At 38.6% G+C, this 20,006-nt stretch carries 18 protein-coding genes; 11 read left to right on the top strand and 7 right to left on the bottom strand.

The genetic code is table 11. The features are described from left to right. Positions 1 to 50 precede the first annotated feature (50 nt). The 3 genes from rpoC (at position 51) to RMB13_RS11805 (ending at position 5,351) form a co-directional block, all read left to right on the top strand. Positions 51 to 4,244 (top strand): DNA-directed RNA polymerase subunit beta', encoded by a 4,194-nt coding sequence (gene rpoC, locus RMB13_RS11815; RefSeq protein WP_017391399.1) that lies wholly within the window; start codon positions 51 to 53, stop codon positions 4,242 to 4,244. A gap of 169 nt (positions 4,245 to 4,413) precedes the next feature. Next, entirely contained in the window at positions 4,414 to 4,779 is a 366-nt protein-coding gene (locus RMB13_RS11810) for a hypothetical protein (RefSeq protein WP_005037251.1), read from the top strand. A gap of 215 nt (positions 4,780 to 4,994) precedes the next feature. Next, entirely contained in the window at positions 4,995 to 5,351 is a 357-nt protein-coding gene (locus RMB13_RS11805) for a hypothetical protein (protein WP_003654509.1), read from the top strand. Between the two features lie 45 nt (positions 5,352 to 5,396). Here RMB13_RS11805 and RMB13_RS11800 read toward each other — a convergent pair whose 3' ends face one another. Next, positions 5,397 to 5,882, bottom strand: coding sequence for a DUF4442 domain-containing protein (locus RMB13_RS11800; RefSeq protein WP_005045166.1), 486 nt, complete (start codon positions 5,880 to 5,882; stop codon positions 5,397 to 5,399). A gap of 117 nt (positions 5,883 to 5,999) precedes the next feature. Here RMB13_RS11800 and RMB13_RS11795 point away from each other — a divergent pair, with 117 nt between their 5' ends. The 5 genes from RMB13_RS11795 to htpG all read left to right on the top strand — a co-directional run bounded on the left by RMB13_RS11795 (position 6,000) and on the right by htpG (position 11,878). Then, the gene (locus tag RMB13_RS11795) at positions 6,000 to 6,878 is read left to right on the top strand and encodes an alpha/beta fold hydrolase (RefSeq protein WP_311085323.1); all 879 of its coding nucleotides are present in this window, start codon (positions 6,000 to 6,002) and stop codon (positions 6,876 to 6,878) included. A 101-nt stretch (positions 6,879 to 6,979) separates the two neighbouring features. After that, complete coding sequence (locus RMB13_RS11790; protein ID WP_004640760.1) at positions 6,980 to 8,404, top strand: Na+/H+ antiporter family protein; 1,425 nt, start codon at positions 6,980 to 6,982, stop codon at positions 8,402 to 8,404. Positions 8,405 to 8,733: 329 nt separating this feature from the next. After that, positions 8,734 to 9,315 carry an OmpW family outer membrane protein gene (locus RMB13_RS11785; RefSeq protein ID WP_198496420.1) on the top strand — a complete coding sequence of 194 codons (582 nt, stop codon included), beginning with the start codon at positions 8,734 to 8,736 and terminating at the stop codon, positions 9,313 to 9,315. A gap of 187 nt (positions 9,316 to 9,502) precedes the next feature. Continuing rightward, positions 9,503 to 9,856: a lysozyme inhibitor LprI family protein gene (locus RMB13_RS11780; RefSeq protein WP_311085321.1), complete on the top strand. Its 354-nt coding sequence runs from the start codon at positions 9,503 to 9,505 to the stop codon at positions 9,854 to 9,856. A gap of 102 nt (positions 9,857 to 9,958) precedes the next feature. Then, a complete protein-coding gene (gene htpG / locus RMB13_RS11775; protein ID WP_311085320.1) occupies positions 9,959 to 11,878 on the top strand; it encodes a molecular chaperone HtpG in 1,920 nt (639 codons plus the stop codon). Between the two features lie 82 nt (positions 11,879 to 11,960). On the opposite strand, the gene RMB13_RS11770 is transcribed toward htpG, so the two are convergent. The 3 genes from RMB13_RS11770 to RMB13_RS11760 form a co-directional block, all read right to left on the bottom strand. Continuing rightward, on the bottom strand, positions 11,961 to 12,863 hold the full coding sequence (locus tag RMB13_RS11770) for a selenocysteine synthase (protein WP_311085319.1): 903 nt from the start codon (positions 12,861 to 12,863) through the stop codon (positions 11,961 to 11,963). A 124-nt stretch (positions 12,864 to 12,987) separates the two neighbouring features. Beyond that, a complete protein-coding gene (locus RMB13_RS11765; protein ID WP_231764193.1) occupies positions 12,988 to 14,130 on the bottom strand; it encodes a hypothetical protein in 1,143 nt (380 codons plus the stop codon). A gap of 359 nt (positions 14,131 to 14,489) precedes the next feature. Further along, positions 14,490 to 15,191, bottom strand: coding sequence for a DsbA family oxidoreductase (locus RMB13_RS11760; RefSeq protein ID WP_205469986.1), 702 nt, complete (start codon positions 15,189 to 15,191; stop codon positions 14,490 to 14,492). 178 nt (positions 15,192 to 15,369) lie between these two features. On the opposite strand from RMB13_RS11760, the gene RMB13_RS11755 reads away from it, so the two are divergent. Further along, the gene (locus tag RMB13_RS11755; protein WP_311085318.1) at positions 15,370 to 16,128 is read left to right on the top strand and encodes a hypothetical protein; all 759 of its coding nucleotides are present in this window, start codon (positions 15,370 to 15,372) and stop codon (positions 16,126 to 16,128) included. Between the two features lie 21 nt (positions 16,129 to 16,149). Here the strand turns inward: RMB13_RS11755 and RMB13_RS11750 are convergent, their stop codons facing one another. Continuing rightward, complete coding sequence (locus RMB13_RS11750) at positions 16,150 to 16,515, bottom strand: MerR family transcriptional regulator (RefSeq protein WP_005037233.1); 366 nt, start codon at positions 16,513 to 16,515, stop codon at positions 16,150 to 16,152. 71 nt (positions 16,516 to 16,586) lie between these two features. Between RMB13_RS11750 and RMB13_RS11745 the strand changes: the two genes are divergently transcribed. Continuing rightward, positions 16,587 to 17,231, top strand: coding sequence for an alpha/beta hydrolase (locus tag RMB13_RS11745; RefSeq protein WP_311085317.1), 645 nt, complete (start codon positions 16,587 to 16,589; stop codon positions 17,229 to 17,231). Positions 17,232 to 17,296: 65 nt separating this feature from the next. Here RMB13_RS11745 and RMB13_RS11740 read toward each other — a convergent pair whose 3' ends face one another. Continuing rightward, a complete protein-coding gene (locus tag RMB13_RS11740) occupies positions 17,297 to 18,013 on the bottom strand; it encodes a hypothetical protein (RefSeq protein ID WP_017391389.1) in 717 nt (238 codons plus the stop codon). A 279-nt stretch (positions 18,014 to 18,292) separates the two neighbouring features. On the opposite strand from RMB13_RS11740, the gene RMB13_RS11735 reads away from it, so the two are divergent. After that, the gene (locus tag RMB13_RS11735; RefSeq protein WP_311085316.1) at positions 18,293 to 18,784 is read left to right on the top strand and encodes a hypothetical protein; all 492 of its coding nucleotides are present in this window, start codon (positions 18,293 to 18,295) and stop codon (positions 18,782 to 18,784) included. Between the two features lie 46 nt (positions 18,785 to 18,830). Here RMB13_RS11735 and fadA read toward each other — a convergent pair whose 3' ends face one another. Then, the gene (gene fadA / locus RMB13_RS11730; RefSeq protein WP_017391387.1) at positions 18,831 to 20,003 is read right to left on the bottom strand and encodes an acetyl-CoA C-acyltransferase FadA; all 1,173 of its coding nucleotides are present in this window, start codon (positions 20,001 to 20,003) and stop codon (positions 18,831 to 18,833) included. Between the last annotated feature and the right edge of the window lie 3 nt (positions 20,004 to 20,006).

The raw sequence follows: 20,006 nt of genomic DNA, 5'->3' as shown, positions 1-20,006 counted from the left end.
TTTGTGACCCAGTCGGGTAAGCGTTGCTTCCCGACACACGGAGAAAAAAATTGAAAGACTTGCTCGATATCATGCGTAAGAAAACGGACTCAGATGGTCATGCACCAATTGAGTTTGACCGTATCCGTATTGGTCTTGCGTCACCAGAAATGATTAAGTCATGGTCTCATGGTGAAGTTAAAAAACCTGAGACAATTAACTACCGTACTTTCAAACCAGAACGTGACGGTTTGTTCTGTGCCAAAATTTTTGGTCCAGTAAAAGATTACGAATGCTTGTGTGGTAAATACAAGCGTATGAAATACAAAGGCGTCATTTGTGAAAAATGTGGCGTTGAAGTAACTACAGCGAAAGTTCGTCGTGAACGTATGGGTCACATTGAACTTGCTTCTCCAGTTGCACATATCTGGTTCTTAAAATCGTTACCATCTCGTATCGGTTTATTACTTGATATGACGCTTCGTGATATCGAACGTGTATTGTATTTCGAATCATACGTTGTAACTGACCCAGGTATGACTCCGTTTGAAAAGTATCAACTTTTAACAGACGAAGAATACTTCAATGCTCTTGAAGAGCACGGTGATGAATTCACTGCGAAAATGGGTGCAGAAGCGATTCAGGACTTATTAAAAGATATCGATCTTGAAGCTGAAATCGCACGTTTACGTGAAGAAATTCCTCAAACAACTTCTGAAACGAAGTTGAAAAAAGCGTCTAAACGCTTGAAATTGATGGAAGCATTCAACGATTCAAACAATAAGCCAGAATGGATGGTGATGAATGTACTTCCGGTACTTCCACCTGATTTACGTCCATTAGTTCCACTTGAAGGTGGTCGTTTCGCGACTTCTGACTTGAACGATTTATATCGTCGTGTCATTAACCGTAACAACCGTTTGAAGCGTCTTCTTGATCTTGCAGCACCAGACATTATCGTACGTAACGAAAAACGTATGTTACAAGAGTCTGTAGATGCATTGCTTGATAACGGTCGTCGTGGTCGTGCAATTACTGGTTCTAACAAACGTCCATTAAAATCTTTGGCAGATATGATCAAAGGTAAACAAGGTCGTTTCCGTCAGAACTTACTTGGTAAGCGTGTTGACTATTCTGGTCGTTCGGTAATTACTGTAGGTCCTACTTTACGTCTTCACCAATGTGGTCTTCCGAAGAAAATGGCACTTGAATTATTCAAGCCATTCATTTTCGCGAAACTACAAGCTTCAGGTCAGGCAACAACCATTAAAGCTGCGAAGAAAATGGTTGAGCGTGAGACTCCAGAAGTTTGGGACGTTCTAGCTTCTGTAATTCGTCAACATCCAGTAATGTTGAACCGTGCGCCAACACTTCACCGTTTAGGTCTTCAAGCATTTGAACCTATTCTTATTGAAGGTAAGGCAATCCGTCTTCACCCACTCGTTTGTGCTGCGTTTAACGCCGACTTCGATGGTGACCAAATGGCGGTACACGTTCCATTGACACTTGAAGCACAGTTAGAAGCTCGTGCATTGATGATGTCAACAAACAACATCTTGTCACCAGCAAATGGTGAGCCGATCATCGTTCCTTCTCAGGACGTTGTTTTGGGTCTTTACTACATCACACGTGATGCAGTAAATGCTAAAGGCGAAGGCATGGTGTTTGCTGATACTCACGAAGTAAACCGTGCACTTGCAACTGGTCAGGTTGCGATTCATGCTCGTGTTAAAGTACGTGTGCATCAAACTGTTATCAATGAAGATGGTGAACGTGAACACGGCACTATTATTGTTGAGACAACACCAGGTCGCTGTTTGCTTTGGGAAGTTGTTCCACAAGGCTTAAGCTTTGACATGATCAACCTTGAGATGACTAAAAAGAATATCTCAAAGTTAATCAACTCTTGTTACCGTAAACTTGGTTTGAAAGATACAGTTATCTTTGCTGACCAATTAATGTACTTGGGCTTCCGTCAAGCGACTCGTTCAGGTGTATCTGTAGGTATGGAAGACATGTTAATTCCACCTACTAAGCACACAATTATTGATAAAGCAGAAACAGAAGTTCGTGAAATCGAACAACAGTTCGAACAAGGTTTCGTAACTGCTGGTGAGCGTTATAACAAAGTTGTCGATATCTGGGCGCGTACAAACGACCAAGTTGCTAAAGCAATGATGGATAACTTGTCTTATACCGTTGTGAAAAACAAACAAGGTGAAGACGAGAAGCAAAAATCATTCAACAGCATCTATATGATGTCTGACTCTGGTGCCCGTGGTAGTGCGGCACAGATTCGTCAGCTTGCTGGTATGCGTGGCTTGATGGCAAAACCGGACGGTTCGATTATCGAAACGCCGATTAAAGCGAACTTCCGTGAAGGTTTGACAGTACTTCAGTACTTCATTTCAACACACGGTGCGCGTAAAGGTTTGGCCGATACAGCATTAAAAACTGCGAACTCTGGTTACTTGACACGTCGTCTTGTAGACGTAGCACAAGATTTGGTAATTACTGAGCCTGACTGTGGTACAGCCGGTGGTCTAGTGATGACTCCATTCATTCAAGGTGGTGATGTTATCGAGCCATTACGTGACCGTGTATTAGGTCGTGTAACTGCTGAAGATGTACGTCGTGCGTCTGATGATGAAGTTGTATTACCTCGCGGTACGTTAATTGACGAAAAAATCGCAGCTCATCTTGAAGAAGCGGGTGTGGATGAAGTCAAAGTACGTTCAGTAATTGCTTGTGAATCTGCTTTTGGTGTATGTGCTAGATGTTATGGCCGTGACCTTGCACGTGGTCACTTGGTTAACCCAGGTGAATCAGTAGGTGTAATGGCAGCACAGTCTATTGGTGAACCAGGTACACAGTTAACAATGCGTACGTTCCACGTTGGTGGTGCTGCGAGCCGAACTTCTGCTGCAAACAGTGTTCAAGTACGTAACAAAGGTACTGTACGTTTCCATAACGTGAAAACTGTACAACATGCAAAAGGTCACTTGGTTTCAGTTTCTCGTTCAGGTGAAATTGGTATTGCCGATGATTTAGGTCGTGAACGCGAGCGCTATAAACTTCCTTACGGTGCAAGCATCTTGTTGAAAGATGGCGAATCTGTAGAAGCTGGTGGTATTGTGGCGACTTGGGATCCGCATACGCATCCACTTGTTACAGAAGTTGCTGGTAAAGCACGTTTCAGCCAAATCGCTGATGGTGTAACTGCAACATCAAAAACTGATGATGCAACTGGTATGACTACCGTTGAAATATTGCCTGTAACAGCTCGTCCTGCTTCTGGTAAAGATTTACGTCCTGCAATCGTGTTGGATACAACAGATGGCGGCGAACAGTTCTACTTCTTGCCACAAAACACAATCGTAACTGTTCGCGATGGCGAAACGATTGGTGTGGGTGACGTTATTGGTCGTGTACCACAAGAAACATCACGTACTCGTGATATTACCGGTGGTCTTCCGCGTGTAGCTGACTTGTTCGAAGCACGTAAGCCGAAAGAACATGCAATTCTTGCTGAAGTTTCAGGTGTTGTAAGCTTCGGTAAAGAGACTAAGGGTAAAAACCGTCTGGTAATTAGCCCTGATGATGGTTCTGAGATCTACGAAGAGTTGATTCCAAAATGGCGTCAAATCAACGTGTTCGAAGGCGAGCATGTGAACCGTGGTGAAACTGTTTCTGACGGTCCACAAAACCCGCATGACATTTTACGTTTGAAAGGTGAAGTTGCATTAACTAACTACATCGTGAACGAAGTTCAAGACGTATACCGTCTCCAAGGTGTAAAAATCAACGACAAACATATTGAAGTTATCGTACGTCAAATGTTGCGTAAAGTTGATATCACCGATGGTGGCGATACAAGCTTCATCAAAGGTGAGCAAGTGGATTACATCCGCGTTGTTCAAGAGAACCAAGCTGTCTTGGCTCAGAACAAATTCCCTGCGAAGTTCGAACGTCTATTGATGGGTATCACTAAAGCATCGCTTTCTACTGACTCGTTCATCTCTGCTGCATCGTTCCAGGAAACAACTCGTGTGTTAACTGAAGCGGCTGTAACAGGTAAAGAAGATGATTTACGTGGCTTGAAAGAAAACGTTGTAGTGGGTCGCTTGATTCCAGCTGGTACTGGTCTTGCATATCACCTAGAACGTCGTCGTCAAGAAGCAGAAGCTGCTGAACATGAGCTTCACAATGACTTCAGTGAAGTAGACCAAGCATTCAGCCAAGCATTAAACTCAGAACAATTCTAAGTTTAGACTGGCAATAAAAAGGCACCTAAGGGTGCCTTTTTTATTTATAACAATTAAAAGTGGTAATTACAAAAACATATTGAAGAGCCATTATTTTATTACTTAAGGGGGATAAACCCTCCACAAAAACATATTAGGCTACAGGCTGATGAAGACTGGAGTAAATCTAATGAAAAAAATGATGATGATTGTTAGTGCTGGCCTGATGTCAACAACTTTGCTTGTTGGTTGTCAAAATGCAAGCCCAGAAAGTAAACGTATTGGTTCAGCTGCGATTGGTGGTGGAGCAGGTGGGGCTGTAGGAAAACATGTGGGTGGTAATATTGGCGCAGGTCTAGGAGCTGCACTTGGTGCAGGTGTTGCAGCTAATGCAAAAGGATCCAACAGTAAAACAGTACGTAATAGTGCAATTGGTGCCGGTGTGGGTGCCGTGTTAGGTGGTGCAATAATTGGTGGCGATACTGGTGCTGCTGCAGGCGGAGCACTAGGTGGTAGTGCAGGCGCAGCCTATGAAGAGAAGAAAGGGAAGTACTAAAAGTACCCTTGTTCATCGCTAAATCATAGAAGTCCTTATTTTAATAAGGGCTTCTTTTTTGTGTTTTTCATATTCTTAATTTTGACTGATAGGAGCGAATAGAAGAGCTTTACAAAATATCAATCGATTAGGACAGACGAATAACACAATGTGATCAAATTCCTCATAAAAGAGGATTATGCTTTTTATTAGAACAGATAATAGTGAGTATGGTCATGAAAAAAACAATTGGATTAGTTTCTGCTGTGATGCTGTCTACGCTTATGTTTACAGGTTGTCAAAATATGAGTCCATCTGACCAGCGTATTGGTGCAGCAGCAGCAGGTGGCGCACTAGGTGGTGGCTTAGGTAACCATGTAGGCGGTGGTGTTGGTGCAGGCTTAGGCGCAGCTGTAGGTGCTGGTGTTGGTTCAAATACCCAAGGCGGTAGTAAGCAAACCACGACTAAGAGTGCGATCGGAGCGGGTATCGGTTCTGTGGTAGGTAAAGCAATATTGGGTGGTGACTCTGGTGCTGCAATTGGCGGTGCGATTGGTGGTGGTGCTGGTGCAGCGATTGAAGAGAAAAAATAAAAATTTAGCAAATTAATAAAATAAGCGCTTATTCAGCGCTTATTTTTATTGTTGAAAGGGTTTTGCTTTTTTACGTCTGATATAAAGCGTTTTTTGAACTTCAGCAATTCTTACTCCAGTTTCATCAAAAATGTTTAAATGATAGGTTCTTAAAACAGGTTCGAAGTTGTCGGCAAGTTCACGAATTTGTTCAATTTCAGCCAAGTCGACTCGAATATCTGCATGCACAGTGCTTCGACCAGGGGAAAGAAAATTAATTTCAGCAGCTTTATCCCAAACAATATATTTTGATCCGAGATGATGCAGCAGAATCATCATATAAAATGGATCAACCATTGAATAAATACTGCCCCCGAAATGCGTTCCAACCAAATTTTGGTTTTTCCAAGTCAGAGGCATTTTTACTCGTACATGACAAAGTTCTAAATTCATGATTTCAATATAAATCCCTGCTCCCCGATAAGGAGGATAGTGATTAAATAGAAATTTTGAAATCGTAGGATTGTTCTGAAGTCTTCTTAAAATAGCCATAATAGTCAATTTTTTTTATTGAAACAGTATTCATACTAGATAAGTATCATCTTTTTTATAATGATGGCAATGCTCTATCCGACTAACGACATGATCGATTGAAAAACAAGATAGGAAATGATTATGCAGCCAAAAGTTCACACAGTAACAACAAGTGACCAACAAACGCTTTGTGCCAAGACATGGGGCGACGAAAAAAATACACCGTTGGTTTTAGTACATGGTTATCCTGACAATCAAGAAGTATGGGAATCAATCATTGAACATTTAATCAATGACTTCTACATTGTCACCTATGATGTACGTGGGGCGGGTTTGTCATCTATACCAAAACGTATTCGTGATTACCGTTTAGAGCGTTTATCTCTAGATTTACAAGAAGTGGTTGATGAATTATTACCAAATCGTCAATTCCATATGGCTGCACACGATTGGGGTTCAATTCAATCTTGGGAGTCGGTAACTGAGCCTAAATTTAAAGGACGGTTATTATCATACACAACCATTTCTGGGCCATGTCTTGATCATGCAGCTTTATTTTTGCGTGATAAATTTAAATCTTCACCAGGCCAAATCTTAAAAATATTAACCAAATCTTGGTATATCGGTGCATTCCATCTTCCATTACTAGCACCAACAGTGTGGTCTCTTTTTAGCCCTGAAAAATGGGGGAAAGTGCTGACTCAGTTAGAGAGGAAAAGTAATTTACCTTTAAATAATAATATTAATGCTGATGGTAAATATGGCATTAATTTATATCGTGCCAATTTTATTCCTCGTTTAACTGGCCCACGTCAACGTTATGCGCAATGTCCAGTCAAAGCAGTTATTTTAAAATATGATACTTTTGTAAGCCCTGAATATATCACTGAGGCTATGCCAAAGTGGGTAGAAAAATTTGAATATGTAGAGCTTGAGGCAAATCACTGGGCAATTCTGAGTGAGCCTGCGAAAATTGCAGATCATATTCGTCAGTTTATTAAGGCTCAAGCTTAATGATTGAGTGACTGCATAAAACAGTTAATTCGGCGATATTTTCGGCTTCATAGATCTGAATCTGATAGAATATCGCCTTTTGTTTTGCTCTGAATTTATTCATGAATGCTGTCGTTATTGCGATTGCAGTGATGTTTTTATTATCACTGGCACGCGTTTCTGTCGTACTGACTTTAGTGGTTTCTGCCATTGTAGGCGGCCTCGTAGCGGGTTTAAGCCTTTCTCAAACCGTTGATGCCTTTAACGCTGGTCTTGGTGATGGTGCTGAAGTCGCACTTGCCTATGCGGTGCTAGGAGCATTCGCTCTAGCACTTTCAAAATCTGGTTTACCTGATTTACTTGCTCATAAACTTATTGGTTTGTTGGGAATGGAAGCGGGAAAAAGTCGTCAAACTAAAGTGAAATATCTACTATTAGGTATTTTACTTATTTCAGCTATTTTCTCTCAGAACCTTATCCCGGTTCATATTGCCTTTATTCCTGTACTCGTTCCGCCATTATTACGGGTAATGAACCATTTAAAGTTAGACCGTAGAGCCGCAGCCTGTGTGCTTACTTTAGGTTTGGTCGGAACTTATATTTTTCTTCCGGTTGGGTTTGGTGCAATTTTTCTTGAACAAATTTTGATGGGAAATATCAACAAGGTCGGTGCGGCGTACGGCTTACATGTAGAGCGTGGCATGATGTCAATTGGCATGGCTATTCCAGTTTTAGGAATGGTTTTAGGTACTTTGGTTGCTGTATTTATTAGCTACCGTAAACCAAGGATTTATGCCGATCGTGCTATTACGCCAACCACAACGATTGATTTAGATAAGCCTCTTCGTGCAACTACTCAAGTCGAAACAGCTGACTTAAAAGCAGATGCTGAAGAGTTAAAGCATGAGGCAGAGCAAGCGCCAGTGATTGCGAAGAAAACCATTTTTATGGCATTGCTTGCAATCGGTCTGACACTCGCTGCACAGCTCTATTCCGGTTCAATGATTTTGGGCGGTTTAGTCGGTTTTGCTGTTTTATCTACTGCTGGAATTTTTAAGTGGCAAGATGCAGATGATGTCTTTGTACAAGGCATGCGGATGATGGCTCTGGTGGGTTTCATTATGATTTCCGCTGCGGGCTTCGCATCAGTGATGACCCATACGGGAGATATTAATCAGCTAGTGAATGGTGTAGTCGATATTATCGGAGATAATCGCGCACTTGCGGCTTTCTTAATGCTTTGTATTGGTTTATTTGTCACAATTGGTATTGGTTCATCTTTCTCAAGTGTACCTGTACTTGCTGTCATTTATGTACCTTTATGCGTACAGTTTGGATTTTCACCATTAGCGACTATTGCTCTTATTGGGACGGCAGCAGCATTAGGTGATGCAGGTTCACCAGCTTCTGATTCAACCTTAGGACCAACAGCTGGTTTAGGTGTAGATGGGCAACATGATCATATTTGGGATACGGTTGTACCTACATTTATTCATTTTAATATTCCGCTATTAATTTTTGGCTGGATTGCTGCAATGGTTTTATAAGTTTTTTATAAAATATTGAATGATTAACCTTCTTAATGATGATCTTTAGATTTAAATTAAGAAGGTTTTTTATTGAACAAATAAAAGATGTATTTAAAATAAATTATATTAAAATACTCAGAATTAAAAAGTATATTAAAATGGTTGGTAATATAAAATAATCTTGATTAATAAGGTTGGATTTAAAACCAATTAAAATAGTCAGTTAATATATAATTTTATTTAAAACAGATATTTAAAAATAAACGATAAAATAATTTTATAATAAGTATTGCATGATTTTAAAATACATGTTTATTATAAATATAAATAAGTTTGGAGATATTAAAGTGTTCAAAAAAGCTTTGGTTGTTGCATTAATGGGAATGTCTTCTTTTACTTTTGCTGGTAACTGGCAAGTTAAATTTGGTGGGAGTGTTATTGCTCCATCAGAAGACACAACAACTCCTTTGGGTGTGGTAAAAGCAGATAATGAATATGCATTTACGCCATCAGTAGAATACTTTTTTGGACAATCTCCATTTTCGGCAGAGTTATTATTAGCAACACCTATTAATCATGATGTTTTGTTAGATGGAAACAAGGTAGCGCGTATTAAACAGTTACCACCGACAATTACAGCAAAGTATCATTTTAAAAACTCGACACGTTTCACACCATATATAGGTGTTGGTGCAACCGCATTTATTCCTTGGGATGAAGAAGGGGTTGCTGACAAAGTTAAAGAAGATTTTGGTGTAGCAGGGCAAGTTGGTTTTAATTTCCAGCCTGCTGATGCTAAAAACTGGGGAGTATTTGTAGATGTTCGTTATATGGATATTAGTCCGGAAGTTACTTTAACAAATGGTGCTAAGTTTGATTTAGATATTAATCCGTTTGTTTACACTTTAGGTTATAGCTATAAATTTTAAGCATAATAATAAATAGAACAATATAATAATAAACCTAGACTCAGGCACCTCACATATATTTTATGTGAGGTTTTTTTATGAGTTTTACTTGCACTAAAAAAGCATAAAACAGACAGTTTTCTACACATCTTATGCATATTTTTTTCTAAACTAATTTCTATTCATTACAAAACATGGAAATAAAATCATGAACAAAAAATTAGCGATGTGTTTGGCTCTTTTTAGTGGTATTGCTTTTACACAGAATTTGCAAGCTGCAAGTTTCTCGTGTGATGCTGCAAAAACTAAAACGGAAAAGAGTATATGTAAAAATCGTTCCTTAAATGATGCAGATGTAAAAATGGCAACAACTTATCAAATTGTTCTGCATGCTTTACCAATGGGCGGGCGGGACAATCAAAAAGATGCTCAGCAGCAATGGCTGAAAAAAAGAAATGCTTGTGCTGCTGGTGTAAGTTGTATTGCTAAAGCTTATCAACAACGTCAAAAGCAGTTAGACACAATATTGCAAGATAGAGTGCTAAGCCACGGCCCATTTTAATTAGAGTAAAAATTTTTAATATTCAGGATTGAAAAATTCTAGAAGTACTCCATTCATAAAGCATTCGAGAACAAACAGACTTCAAAATTTAAGGAGTGATTTATGAGTGAACAAGCATCACAAAATTATAGTTTCCAAGCGGAAGTTGCACAGCTTTTACATTTAGTGACGCATTCTCTCTATTCTAACCCTGAGATTTTCTTACGCGAGCTTATCTCTAATGCATCAGATGCATGTGATAAGTTGCGCTTTGAAGGAATTAATCATCCTGAATATTATGAAAATGATCCAGATTTACATGTACGAGTCATTTTAAATAAAGAAGATAAAACTTTAACGATTTCTGATAACGGTATTGGCCTAAACCAGCAAGAAGCAATTGATAACTTAGGTACGATTGCAAAATCGGGTACTAAAGATTTCATGTCAAAATTGACTGGTGATCAAAAAGCAGATGCTCAGTTGATTGGTCAATTTGGTGTTGGTTTTTACTCAGGTTTTATTGTTGCCGATAAAATTACAGTGGAATCACGCCGTGCAGGTCTAGATGCATCTGAAGGGGTGCGTTGGATTAGTGGTGGTACAGGCGAGTTTGAAGTTCAGCAAATTGATAAGGCTTCACGTGGTACTGACATCATTCTTCACTTGCGTGATGATGCGCTTGATTATTTAGAATCTTATAAAGTTAAGCAGATCGTTAATAAATATTCTGACCACATTAGCTTGCCAATTGAAATGCAAAAAGAAGTTTGGCAAGAGGAAGAGGCGGCTGAAGGCGAAGAGTCTAAAGGCGGTCAAATGGTCAAAACTGGCGAGTGGGAAGCGATCAACTCGGCAAGTGCGTTATGGACACGTAACAAGAGTGAAGTGACTGAAGAGCAGTACATTGAGTTCTACAAAAATTTAACTCACGACTTTGAAGCGCCATTGGCTTGGGCGCATAACCGAGTTGAAGGTAGTACCGAATATACACAGTTACTTTATATTCCAAGTAAAGCGCCACATGACATTTTTACTCGCGAAGCAAAAGCGGGCATTAAGCTCTATGTAAAACGCGTGTTCATTATGGATGATGCAGATAATTTAATTCCAAATTACTTACGTTTTGTTCAAGGTGTGGTGGATAGTGCCGACTTACCGCTTAATGTAAGCCGTGAGTTGCTACAAGAAAGTCGTGATGTAAAAACGATTCGTGAAGGTAATGCACGCCGTGTATTAACTGTGCTTGATGGTTTGGCTAAATCGGAAGATGAACAAGACCAAGAAAAATTCAAGACTTTCTATAGTGAGTTTGGCTCAGTCATTAAAGAAGGCTTGGGCGAAGACTTTGGTAACCGTGAACGTATTTTAAAATTATTACGTTACGCGACTTCAACAAATGATGAAGTGACGACTTCTTTCGCTGACTATAAGGCACGTATGAAAGAGGGCCAAAAAGCCATCTATTATGTGACTGCTGACAGTTTAGCAGCAGCGAAAAACTCGCCACAGCTTGAGTTGTTCAAGAAAAAAGGCATTGAAGTCTTATTAATGGCAGAGCGTGTTGATGAATGGGCAATGAACTTTGTTCAAGAGTTTGAAGGTACGCCATTAAAGAATGTCTCTAAAGGTGCGGTTGATTTAGGTGACTTGCAAGATGCTGAAGAGAAAAAAGCACTTGAGCAAGCAGCTGAACAGTTCAAACCTGTTGTTGATAAGCTAAGTGATTCATTGAAAGCGAAAACCAAAGAAGTACGCGTAACTACGCGTCTGGTCGACTCTCCTGCGTGTTTAGTAACAAACGAAGGTGAGTTATCGCCTCAACTCATCCGTATGTTAAAACAAGCGGGGCAAGAAGTTCCTGAAATCAAACCAATTTTAGAAATTAACCCTGAACATCCATTAGTGAAAAAACTTGAAGGTTCAGAACATTTTGATGATTTGGCAAATGTGATTTTCGATCAGGCTGTTATTGCTGAAGGTGGTTTACCAGAAGATCCGGCAGCTTATGTAAAACGTATTAATAGCTTATTGCTGAAATAATTCAGTATAAAAAAAGCCTCTGAACCTTCAGGGGCTTTTTTGTGGATAAAGAAAGAGTTATCCACAATTTGATAATTTTTGGCTAAAAATTAGCTTCTAGATTCATTTGAACGCTAAGTTGATGTCTCTGATCATCATCAATATGGTTAAAAAAATTAAGGTCATTTTGCATAAAAAGCCAATTTCGCCACACAGGCTGGCGCCACGAAATATAAGGTCCCCAGCTATTTAGTCGCATATCATTTTTGGTATATACGCCACTACTATAAACACCGTAAGTCAGACTATTATCTTTTACAAACTCAAATTGTTGAAAAGTCCAATTTCCCCAGTTGTAATCTTCATTTTCGCCCTTGTTTACATTAAATTTATTAGAAAATAATGTGTTATCTTGCATTTTCTGCGTTAGGTTTAAGGTGGTTTCAGTGTAGTGCCGGCTGGTCGAACCGTAACGAAATATCTGTTCTGTATCCAAACTAATGTTATGCCTTAAATTCCATTTTTTTTTGGCCAAAAATTGTACATAGACATCACTTTCTGAGTTTGAACCTAAATCAAGATTATTTTCAAAAGGCATCCAGGTTGAAATGGTGGTCCAGCTTGCAGTGAGTGGATTAGTTGGTTCAATTTGATTTGATGATGCTTTCTTCTTTTTCTTACCTAAGGCTTTATAAGGGTGTTCAGGCTGGGTTGCACGCTTCCATAACGTATCATTTCCAAATACAGCCATAAGTTCTTGAATTAAGGTTACATCGGGTAAAGCATTATTTGTCTCTATTTCACAAGGAGAGAGTGCAAATGGCAGAGATAGTCTTTTTACTTTGCTGAGTTGGTTCGACGAGTAGGAATGTCGTCTTGAACGTTGGTGCTTTATAGAACTGTAAAAAAATTGAGTATGTGGAAGTAAAGCCAATACGCCCAGACTATAAATACAAACTAAGACAGTTGATCTGTAGTGAAATGAAAAAGAAGAGAATTGATTCATCGTTCAGAATAAAAAAGAATCAAAAATTAGAATAATATTTTACGAGGCTAAGCTTAAATTTTTATTTAAAAGTGTTTTATTATTCATCACCTTGGATGAAGGTTCCAAGGTGATGTTTGTAGGCTTAAAAAAGTGCTTCTAGACGTAAGAATGTGCTGACGAAATGGTTGCGATCTTCACGGTGGTCATTAAAGTAATTTACATCTCCCTGAACAAAGAACCATTCACGTAAAACGGGTTGACGCCATGAAACAAAAGGCCCCCAGCTATTTAAACGTAAGTCATTGTCGTTGTAATAACCACTGGTATAAATACCATAGTTAAAACGGTTATTTGCAAAGAAATTATGCTCGCGGAAAGTACGGTTTTCCCAAGCTAGATCATCATCTTGATCATCGGCGTAGGTCAGGCTGAACTGATTCGATAAAATCGGTTGGTTTGGTCTAGCATGTGTAAGTTCAAGATTAGTACGTAAGTAGTTTTCACTGTCTATGCCATAACGATAAATTTGCTCTGCATAAAATTTAAAATCATTACGTAATTGCCAATCTCTCGATGCTTTTAAACGAACGTAAATATCGTCTCCAGAACGAATACCTAAGTCAGCATCTGTTTCAAAAGGCAATTTTTTTGAGAAATCTGACCAACGTAATGCGATTGAACTGTTGTCATCTCGAGTTTGCTTACCATCTAGCTTCTTATTTGAATCTTGATTCGGGTTTTGGTTAATATTGGCTGGGCTATTATCAAATTCGTTATCTAGAGAGTCATCACCAAATACCACGCTTAGACGTTTTTCTAGAGTAGGTAGCTTAATCCTACCGCGAATTCTGGGCTTAATTTCAAAGTTATCGTATTCATTCCAATAGTTATCGACCATTACGCGAATAGTTGCTGTCGCAGGTTTCTTTGGATCAACTTCACCAAACCAGTTGTCAATTTTTTCAGAAGTACGATCGGCCCAATTACGAATGTTCTTTTGTTTACGGTCAACCCATGTTTGATCTTCTGTTTGTTCGGTAGGAGGAACAATAGGTTGATTGGACTGCTCTGGAAAAATGGTGGGGGTCGCGTCCACCCAACGTGGGATCTGATCTAGAAGATTCTCATCCGTTGTGGCTTCTGTTTGTACTCCAGAGCTTGAACCTTCTACCATTTGAGTTGAAGAAGTATGAGTTGCCTCTGCATGAGTTATGCACACCGAACCAAACCCAAGCGTTAAAAGTGCAAAAAGCTGCCGATAAGGAATTACGTGAAATGTTTTCATATCTATCTTTATGTTTTGTTGTTGTTTCCACTTTTGTTGATTTTTCTAATAAAATCAAGAGGGCGACACAAAAGTTAAGTAAATTTAACTTTTCTTACATATTTGAAATAAATTAAAAAGTTTAAGCTAGTAGCGATTATTTTTACATAAAAAAATCCCCCAATTAAGGGGGATGATAGATCAAGGAAACTTCAAATTCCGATCATTAAACACATAAAAAACAGAACATTACAGCGCGAATATTCTAAGCGGCAATGATAAACTGATTTTAAACAATTGGATAGTTCTTTTTTTAGAACGCTCTATTGCTAAAATGGTGATAAAACATACGATTTAATCACACTTTTAATTGTGTTGATTTATTTCTGTGGAATATCACATGATTCATCATTACAAACAGCCGCATCATCCTGTTCAATTTCTTCAGCATTTGCTTTGAGCTGTGCTTGCTCTAAGACGTTTAAAAAGACTTCACGTGGTTGAGCACCTGCGAGCGCAATTCTTTGGTCAAATACAAAAAATGGCACGCCAGTAACATTTAACTGCTCTTTCGCAATTTTTTCGTCATGACGAACAAAGTCAGATAGTTCATTTGTATCTAATACAAATTCAACTTCGGCATTATCAAGGCCAATACGAGAAGCGATTTCTTCAACAACCTCACGTTCGCCAATTGCCAGGCCTTCGGTCATATAAGCATGGAAAAAAGCTTCTTTTGCTTGGTTGCCTAAACCTTTGCTTTGCGCAAGGTGAATAATACGGTGTGCATTGAAACTATTGCCAGAGTTAGCCTTTTGCCATTGGAAATCAATACCTTCAGAGGCAGCCATGGCTGCAATATTGCGCTCCATTTCTTCCATCTCTTCATAGGTACGGCCGTATTTTTTAGCCAAACGTTCTGTATTTGATGTGTCATGTTTTGCTGGCGCATCAGGATCTAATTCAAAGCTATGCCAGTGAACTTCAAGCTCAATACCTGCTTCAGCAGCTACATGTTCAAGGCGTTTTTTGCCGATATAACAGAAAGGACAAACTACATCAGACCAGACATCAACACGCATGGGAGAATCTCATAAATTTTAATTACCCATCATAATAGGGATGATGGATAAGGATTTAAAGCTTTGAATAGCGAATAGAGTGTTGCGTATTGTGAAATAAATGGCATATAAAGAAGATATAAGCTCTATTTCATAACTATAAAGAGCAAAACTATAAGAAGGGAAATAGGAGGTGTGTATGCGCCGAGTTTTGATTGCAATTGCAAGTCTGGTTGTTATCACGAGTATTATTTTTTTCACCTATCAACATATCAAACAGCAACAGGCCAAAGACAGTAGCCAAATGTTTGATGTGGTCATGACTGAAAAAATGAACCAGCTTTATGACCAAGCACAAGACTGGTCTAAACCCGTCCAGCTCGATATTCACGATAAACGTTTAGCAGGTCACTATAAGCAAATTTCAGAATTTCTCTTAAGTTATTGGATTCAAAATATAAATGCGCGTAATGAATATTTAAGAGAATTAAAAGCAGCCAAATGGGATACTTTTTTAAATGTTGATCGTTTAGATCTGGATAAAAAACAGAAGTATGTGGAAACAGAAAAAATGTTAGCCGATGTTCGTACGGCTTCAGATAAATATCAAACTCAATATGAAAAAATTCATAAAACTTTCTTAGCAAAAGTTCAGGAATTATCTGTGGATGCAGAGATGAGGCAACTGCTGGAAATGAAATTGGGGTCTCAACAAAAGGCGGATCAAGATCACGCAATTTTTATGATTGAACTACAAATTTTAGATAAAGCAGAAGAAATGTTTAAACTTCTAAAAAACTATCCATGGCAAAAGAAAGACCAAATGATTCTTTTTCATGAAAATGCTCAGGTCAAAAAATTTAACCAGCTTTACCAAGATGTTTTAAAGCTGAATGCAAAAGTTGAAAAAATTAAGAAAAGGAACGTAGCTGCATTAGAGGGAGATTTAAAAGAATAAATTAAACGTGAGCATCAAAATTTATGGATTGGTGCTCTCGGCTTTTCCTTTACTTAAAAAAGATTGTAATAAACTTTGAGAAGATTGTAGTTTGATTAACTGCTGGGACACGTGCATGAGCTCAGTTTGCAGCTTTTCTTGAACTACTGAACATAGCGTAAATACGCGTTCATCTAAATCAAAACAAGGTAGCAAAGCCTGAATGTCTTTTAGATTCATTCCTGCATCATTTAATATTTTAATTTTTTTAATATTTTCAATATCTTTTGGCGTATAACTTCGATAGTTATTACTCGCCCGATGAGGCTGAATAAGCCCTAAACTCTCATAATAACGCAGCATACGAGGGCTTACTTTTGTGAGTTCGGCAACTTTGGCAAGGTTCATAAAATAGGGTTGACCTTAACAGTGGTGTCATAGTTTAGCATGTTTATATCTTTCAAAATGGTACTTGTTTCATGATTAGAAAACTCATTTTATTGGTGTTATTCGGCTTCATGTCATTTGTTGCAAATGCCAAAATAATTGAACTTCGGGAGAACAACATGCGTCAAATATTTGTACTTCATGGTTACTCTGCTTCTATCGACGATCACTGGTTTTTAGATCTAAAACATCAAATAGAAGATGAACATACAACCGTTACTTTAATCCCATTTCCAGATTCTGAACATCCGGATGTGGAAGCATGGCAGAAAGTTTTAGATCAACATATCCTCGTTGTAAATGAAAATACCTATTTTGTTGCACACAGTTTAGGCGTTATTACTTTGCTACACTTTCTGCAAAGACATGATTACCAAAATATTGGAGGAATGATTTTAGTATCCGGATTTTCTGGACCTATTTCAGATTTTTCTCCACTCGATGCTTATATAACAAAAAGCAAAGTCGATACGAGTTACTTTCATGACATAAAGAAAAAACTCGTTTATTTGTCTGATAACGATGATTTGGTTCCACCAAAACTTACGATTCAATTCGCTAAAGAAATTGATGCGCCGTACATTACCGTTCCTAATGGTGGACATTTTTTAGGTCGTGAAGGTTATACGTCGTTTCCACAAGTCGTGAATTCTTTAAAAGAGATGTTAGAGAACTAATAAAAATCCCCGTATTGATCGGGGATTTTACTTTTTGAAAACTCATTATTGTCATTGAAAGTTTATTAAGGTTGATAAAGGACACCCAATATTTTAGAAGGTAATACAATTACATCGAAAGTTAAGGCAAAAGGAAGTAGTGGCAAATTTGCTAACTTCTCCTTAGTTGATAATGGTACTTTGCCACTCTTATAGTGAAGATATTGAATCTTAACGTGATAGGGTTTTGACAATGGCTTTAGTGAGTGAAGGTTACTTACAGTAGGATAAACAGTTCCTTCAAGATTAAGATCAAATTTATGTGACTCTAACTTTTCTGTGCAGTCACACTGAACCACGCCATATTGTTTGAATAAAGCTAGTTCCTTTTCATTCAATTTTCCATGAGGCGGATTATAAGAAAATCTAATGTGCCCGCTAAAATGGTTACTGTTGGAAGCAGGTGCAATAAAATCCAGATCATTACTTATTTGAATATATTGTGGATTTAACTGGCTAATTAATTGAATGAAATCGTTACCGCCTTTACTAATGACATAACTATATTTTTTACCTGCGATGACAATACTGTTCTCCGGTTCATTAGGGAGAGATATTGATGGTTTTCCGAATGCTATCACATCATCTTCAACTAAAGTGATCCATTCATGGCCTGACTCATATTTTGTAAATAGCTCTCGTGTACTTTCACCAATAACGCGATTACTCGTACAACCAGTGAGAAATAAACTGACTAGCAGGCAGCTCATGAGAATGTTCTGATTTAATATTTTAAAGTTCATTATTTCTGTTGAATTCAATGGATTTATAAAAGTCTGACTATAAACAAAAGATCTTAATATTTAAATCTAACAGTATGATCTGACTTAGTCTCATTCAGGCTAATTTCTAAAATATTTTTATAAAGTTCCCTACTATTACATTAAAATTTTTAATTATATTTACCGTTTATCTGAGCCTTACTGAATCAAATTCGACTTTGTTGTAGCCTATTTATAGATACTTTTAATTTAATCATCATCTTTTAATTTGAATAGGGTGACTGATTTTTGGAGCAAGTTATGAACTTTCTAAAACAATCAGCTTTGATCGCTGCATTTGCTTTTATGGGGTTGCCGACTGTTCAAGCTGAAGAGATCGCTACGTTACCTACAATTCGCGTTATGGCTGAATCTGAGCTACGTGAAGAAGTGGGGTTTGTACCGTTTCAAGAAGATAAAAAAGTGCGTCAGGCTCTGCAACATCGTGAGTATAAAACTCATTACGATATACAGAATGCTTTGGTCCCTGAAGGCATGACTACAGTGGATTATCAGCCAGTTATGGCACAGCCTGATTTGTCTCAACTTTCTCCATTCTTACAACAATACATTTTAGCGGTAGCAGGTGGAATACAGTCTTCTGATCCAACCAATGGTATCTTTGAAATGTTAAGAGATTTGAATATTAATCGAAGTAATGTCGACGCTTATCGTGAGGGTACGATGAAAGTGAATATTCAAGATATTAAAGATTTACAGCAGAAAATTAAAGATGGTCTTCAAGGCCATTAAAGAAATCCCCGCATAAGCGGGGATTTCTTTACGAAGTATTTAAGAATTAAACACGTTCGATAATCGTTGCAATACCTTGACCAAGGCCGATACACATGGTCGCAAGACCAATTTGAGTATCTTGTTGTTCCATTACGTTTAACAACGTAGTGGTGATACGTGCACCAGAACAGCCTAGTGGGTGACCCAAAGCAATCGCACCACCATTTAAGTTAATGATGTCTTGCTTGTCATAAACGCCTAAGCCTTTCATTACTGATAAGCCTTGAGCAGCAAATGCTTCGTTTAACTCGATAGTTTGAATATCAGCCATCGTTAAACCAGCACGTTTAAGTGCTTTTTGAGTTGCAGGAACTGGACCGTAACCCATGATTGCAGCGTCGCAACCTGCAACTGCCATAGAGCGAATCACAGCGCGTGGTTTTAAACCTAACGCTTGTGCGCGCTCAGCAGACATAAGTAACATTGCAGAAGCACCATCAGATAAAGCTGAAGATGTAGCTGCAGTTACAGTACCGCCTTTCGGATCGAATACAGGACGTAATGCTTTGAACGATTCAATATTTGCATCTGGACGAATCACTTCATCGATGTCGCAAAGGATTTTAAAGCCATTTGCATCGTGACCTTCAACACCAACGATTTCGTTTTTGAAACGACCTTCTTGTGTTGCAGCCCAAGCACGGCGGTGAGATTCAACACCAAATGCGTCTTGCTCTTCACGGCTAATGCCATTCATACGACCTAACATTTCAGCTGTTAAGCCCATCATGTTAGATGCTTTAGCGTAGTGTTTAGATGCTTCTGGGTTAAGGTCGATGCCATGCATCATACCTACGTGACCCATGTGCTCTACACCACCAATAATGAAGATATCACCTTGGTTTGTTGCGATCTGTGCAGCAGCCGTATGAAGTGCTTGCATAGAAGAACCACAAAGACGGTTAACAGTTTGACCTGCCACAGTTTTTGGTAGGTCAGCCAATAGACCGATGTTACGTCCAATGTTCATACCTTGCTCTAGAGTCTGGTTTACACAGCCCCAGATCAAGTCTTCAACTTCATTGGTATCAAACTGGTTACGAGCAACGAGTGCACGAACTAATTCAGCAGATAAGCTGTCAGCACGTACATTGCGGAACATACCGTTTTTGGTTTTACCCATTGCAGAACGTACGCCATCAACGATGACAACGTCACGTGGATTTAAAGTAGCCATTCA

The sequence above is a fragment of the Acinetobacter sp. V102_4 genome (genome assembly GCF_031799005.1).
Lineage (GTDB): Bacteria > Pseudomonadota > Gammaproteobacteria > Pseudomonadales > Moraxellaceae > Acinetobacter > Acinetobacter calcoaceticus.
The sequence above is the reverse complement of the archived record's forward strand: the minus strand, read 5'-3'. Positions and strand labels throughout refer to the sequence as shown.

Excerpts from the sequence above, each read along its gene's own strand:
- RMB13_RS11765 (WP_231764193.1), bottom strand. The coding sequence starts at position 14,130 with ATGAAAACATTTCACGTAATTCCTTATCGGCAGCTTTTTGCACTTTTA.
- RMB13_RS11780 (WP_311085321.1), top strand. The coding sequence starts at position 9,503 with ATGAACAAAAAATTAGCGATGTGTTTGGCTCTTTTTAGTGGTATTGCT.
- RMB13_RS11735 (WP_311085316.1), top strand. The coding sequence starts at position 18,293 with ATGAACTTTCTAAAACAATCAGCTTTGATCGCTGCATTTGCTTTTATG.
- RMB13_RS11770 (WP_311085319.1), bottom strand. The coding sequence starts at position 12,863 with ATGAATCAATTCTCTTCTTTTTCATTTCACTACAGATCAACTGTCTTA.
- RMB13_RS11795 (WP_311085323.1), top strand. The coding sequence starts at position 6,000 with ATGATTATGCAGCCAAAAGTTCACACAGTAACAACAAGTGACCAACAA.
- fadA (WP_017391387.1), bottom strand. The coding sequence starts at position 20,003 with ATGGCTACTTTAAATCCACGTGACGTTGTCATCGTTGATGGCGTACGT.
- RMB13_RS11760 (WP_205469986.1), bottom strand. The coding sequence starts at position 15,191 with ATGCGTGTTGATGTCTGGTCTGATGTAGTTTGTCCTTTCTGTTATATC.
- RMB13_RS11810 (WP_005037251.1), top strand. The coding sequence starts at position 4,414 with ATGAAAAAAATGATGATGATTGTTAGTGCTGGCCTGATGTCAACAACT.
- RMB13_RS11755 (WP_311085318.1), top strand. The coding sequence starts at position 15,370 with ATGCGCCGAGTTTTGATTGCAATTGCAAGTCTGGTTGTTATCACGAGT.
- RMB13_RS11805 (WP_003654509.1), top strand. The coding sequence starts at position 4,995 with ATGAAAAAAACAATTGGATTAGTTTCTGCTGTGATGCTGTCTACGCTT.
- htpG (WP_311085320.1), top strand. The coding sequence starts at position 9,959 with ATGAGTGAACAAGCATCACAAAATTATAGTTTCCAAGCGGAAGTTGCA.
- RMB13_RS11745 (WP_311085317.1), top strand. The coding sequence starts at position 16,587 with ATGATTAGAAAACTCATTTTATTGGTGTTATTCGGCTTCATGTCATTT.
- RMB13_RS11800 (WP_005045166.1), bottom strand. The coding sequence starts at position 5,882 with ATGGCTATTTTAAGAAGACTTCAGAACAATCCTACGATTTCAAAATTT.
- RMB13_RS11790 (WP_004640760.1), top strand. The coding sequence starts at position 6,980 with ATGAATGCTGTCGTTATTGCGATTGCAGTGATGTTTTTATTATCACTG.
- RMB13_RS11750 (WP_005037233.1), bottom strand. The coding sequence starts at position 16,515 with ATGAACCTTGCCAAAGTTGCCGAACTCACAAAAGTAAGCCCTCGTATG.
- RMB13_RS11740 (WP_017391389.1), bottom strand. The coding sequence starts at position 18,013 with ATGAACTTTAAAATATTAAATCAGAACATTCTCATGAGCTGCCTGCTA.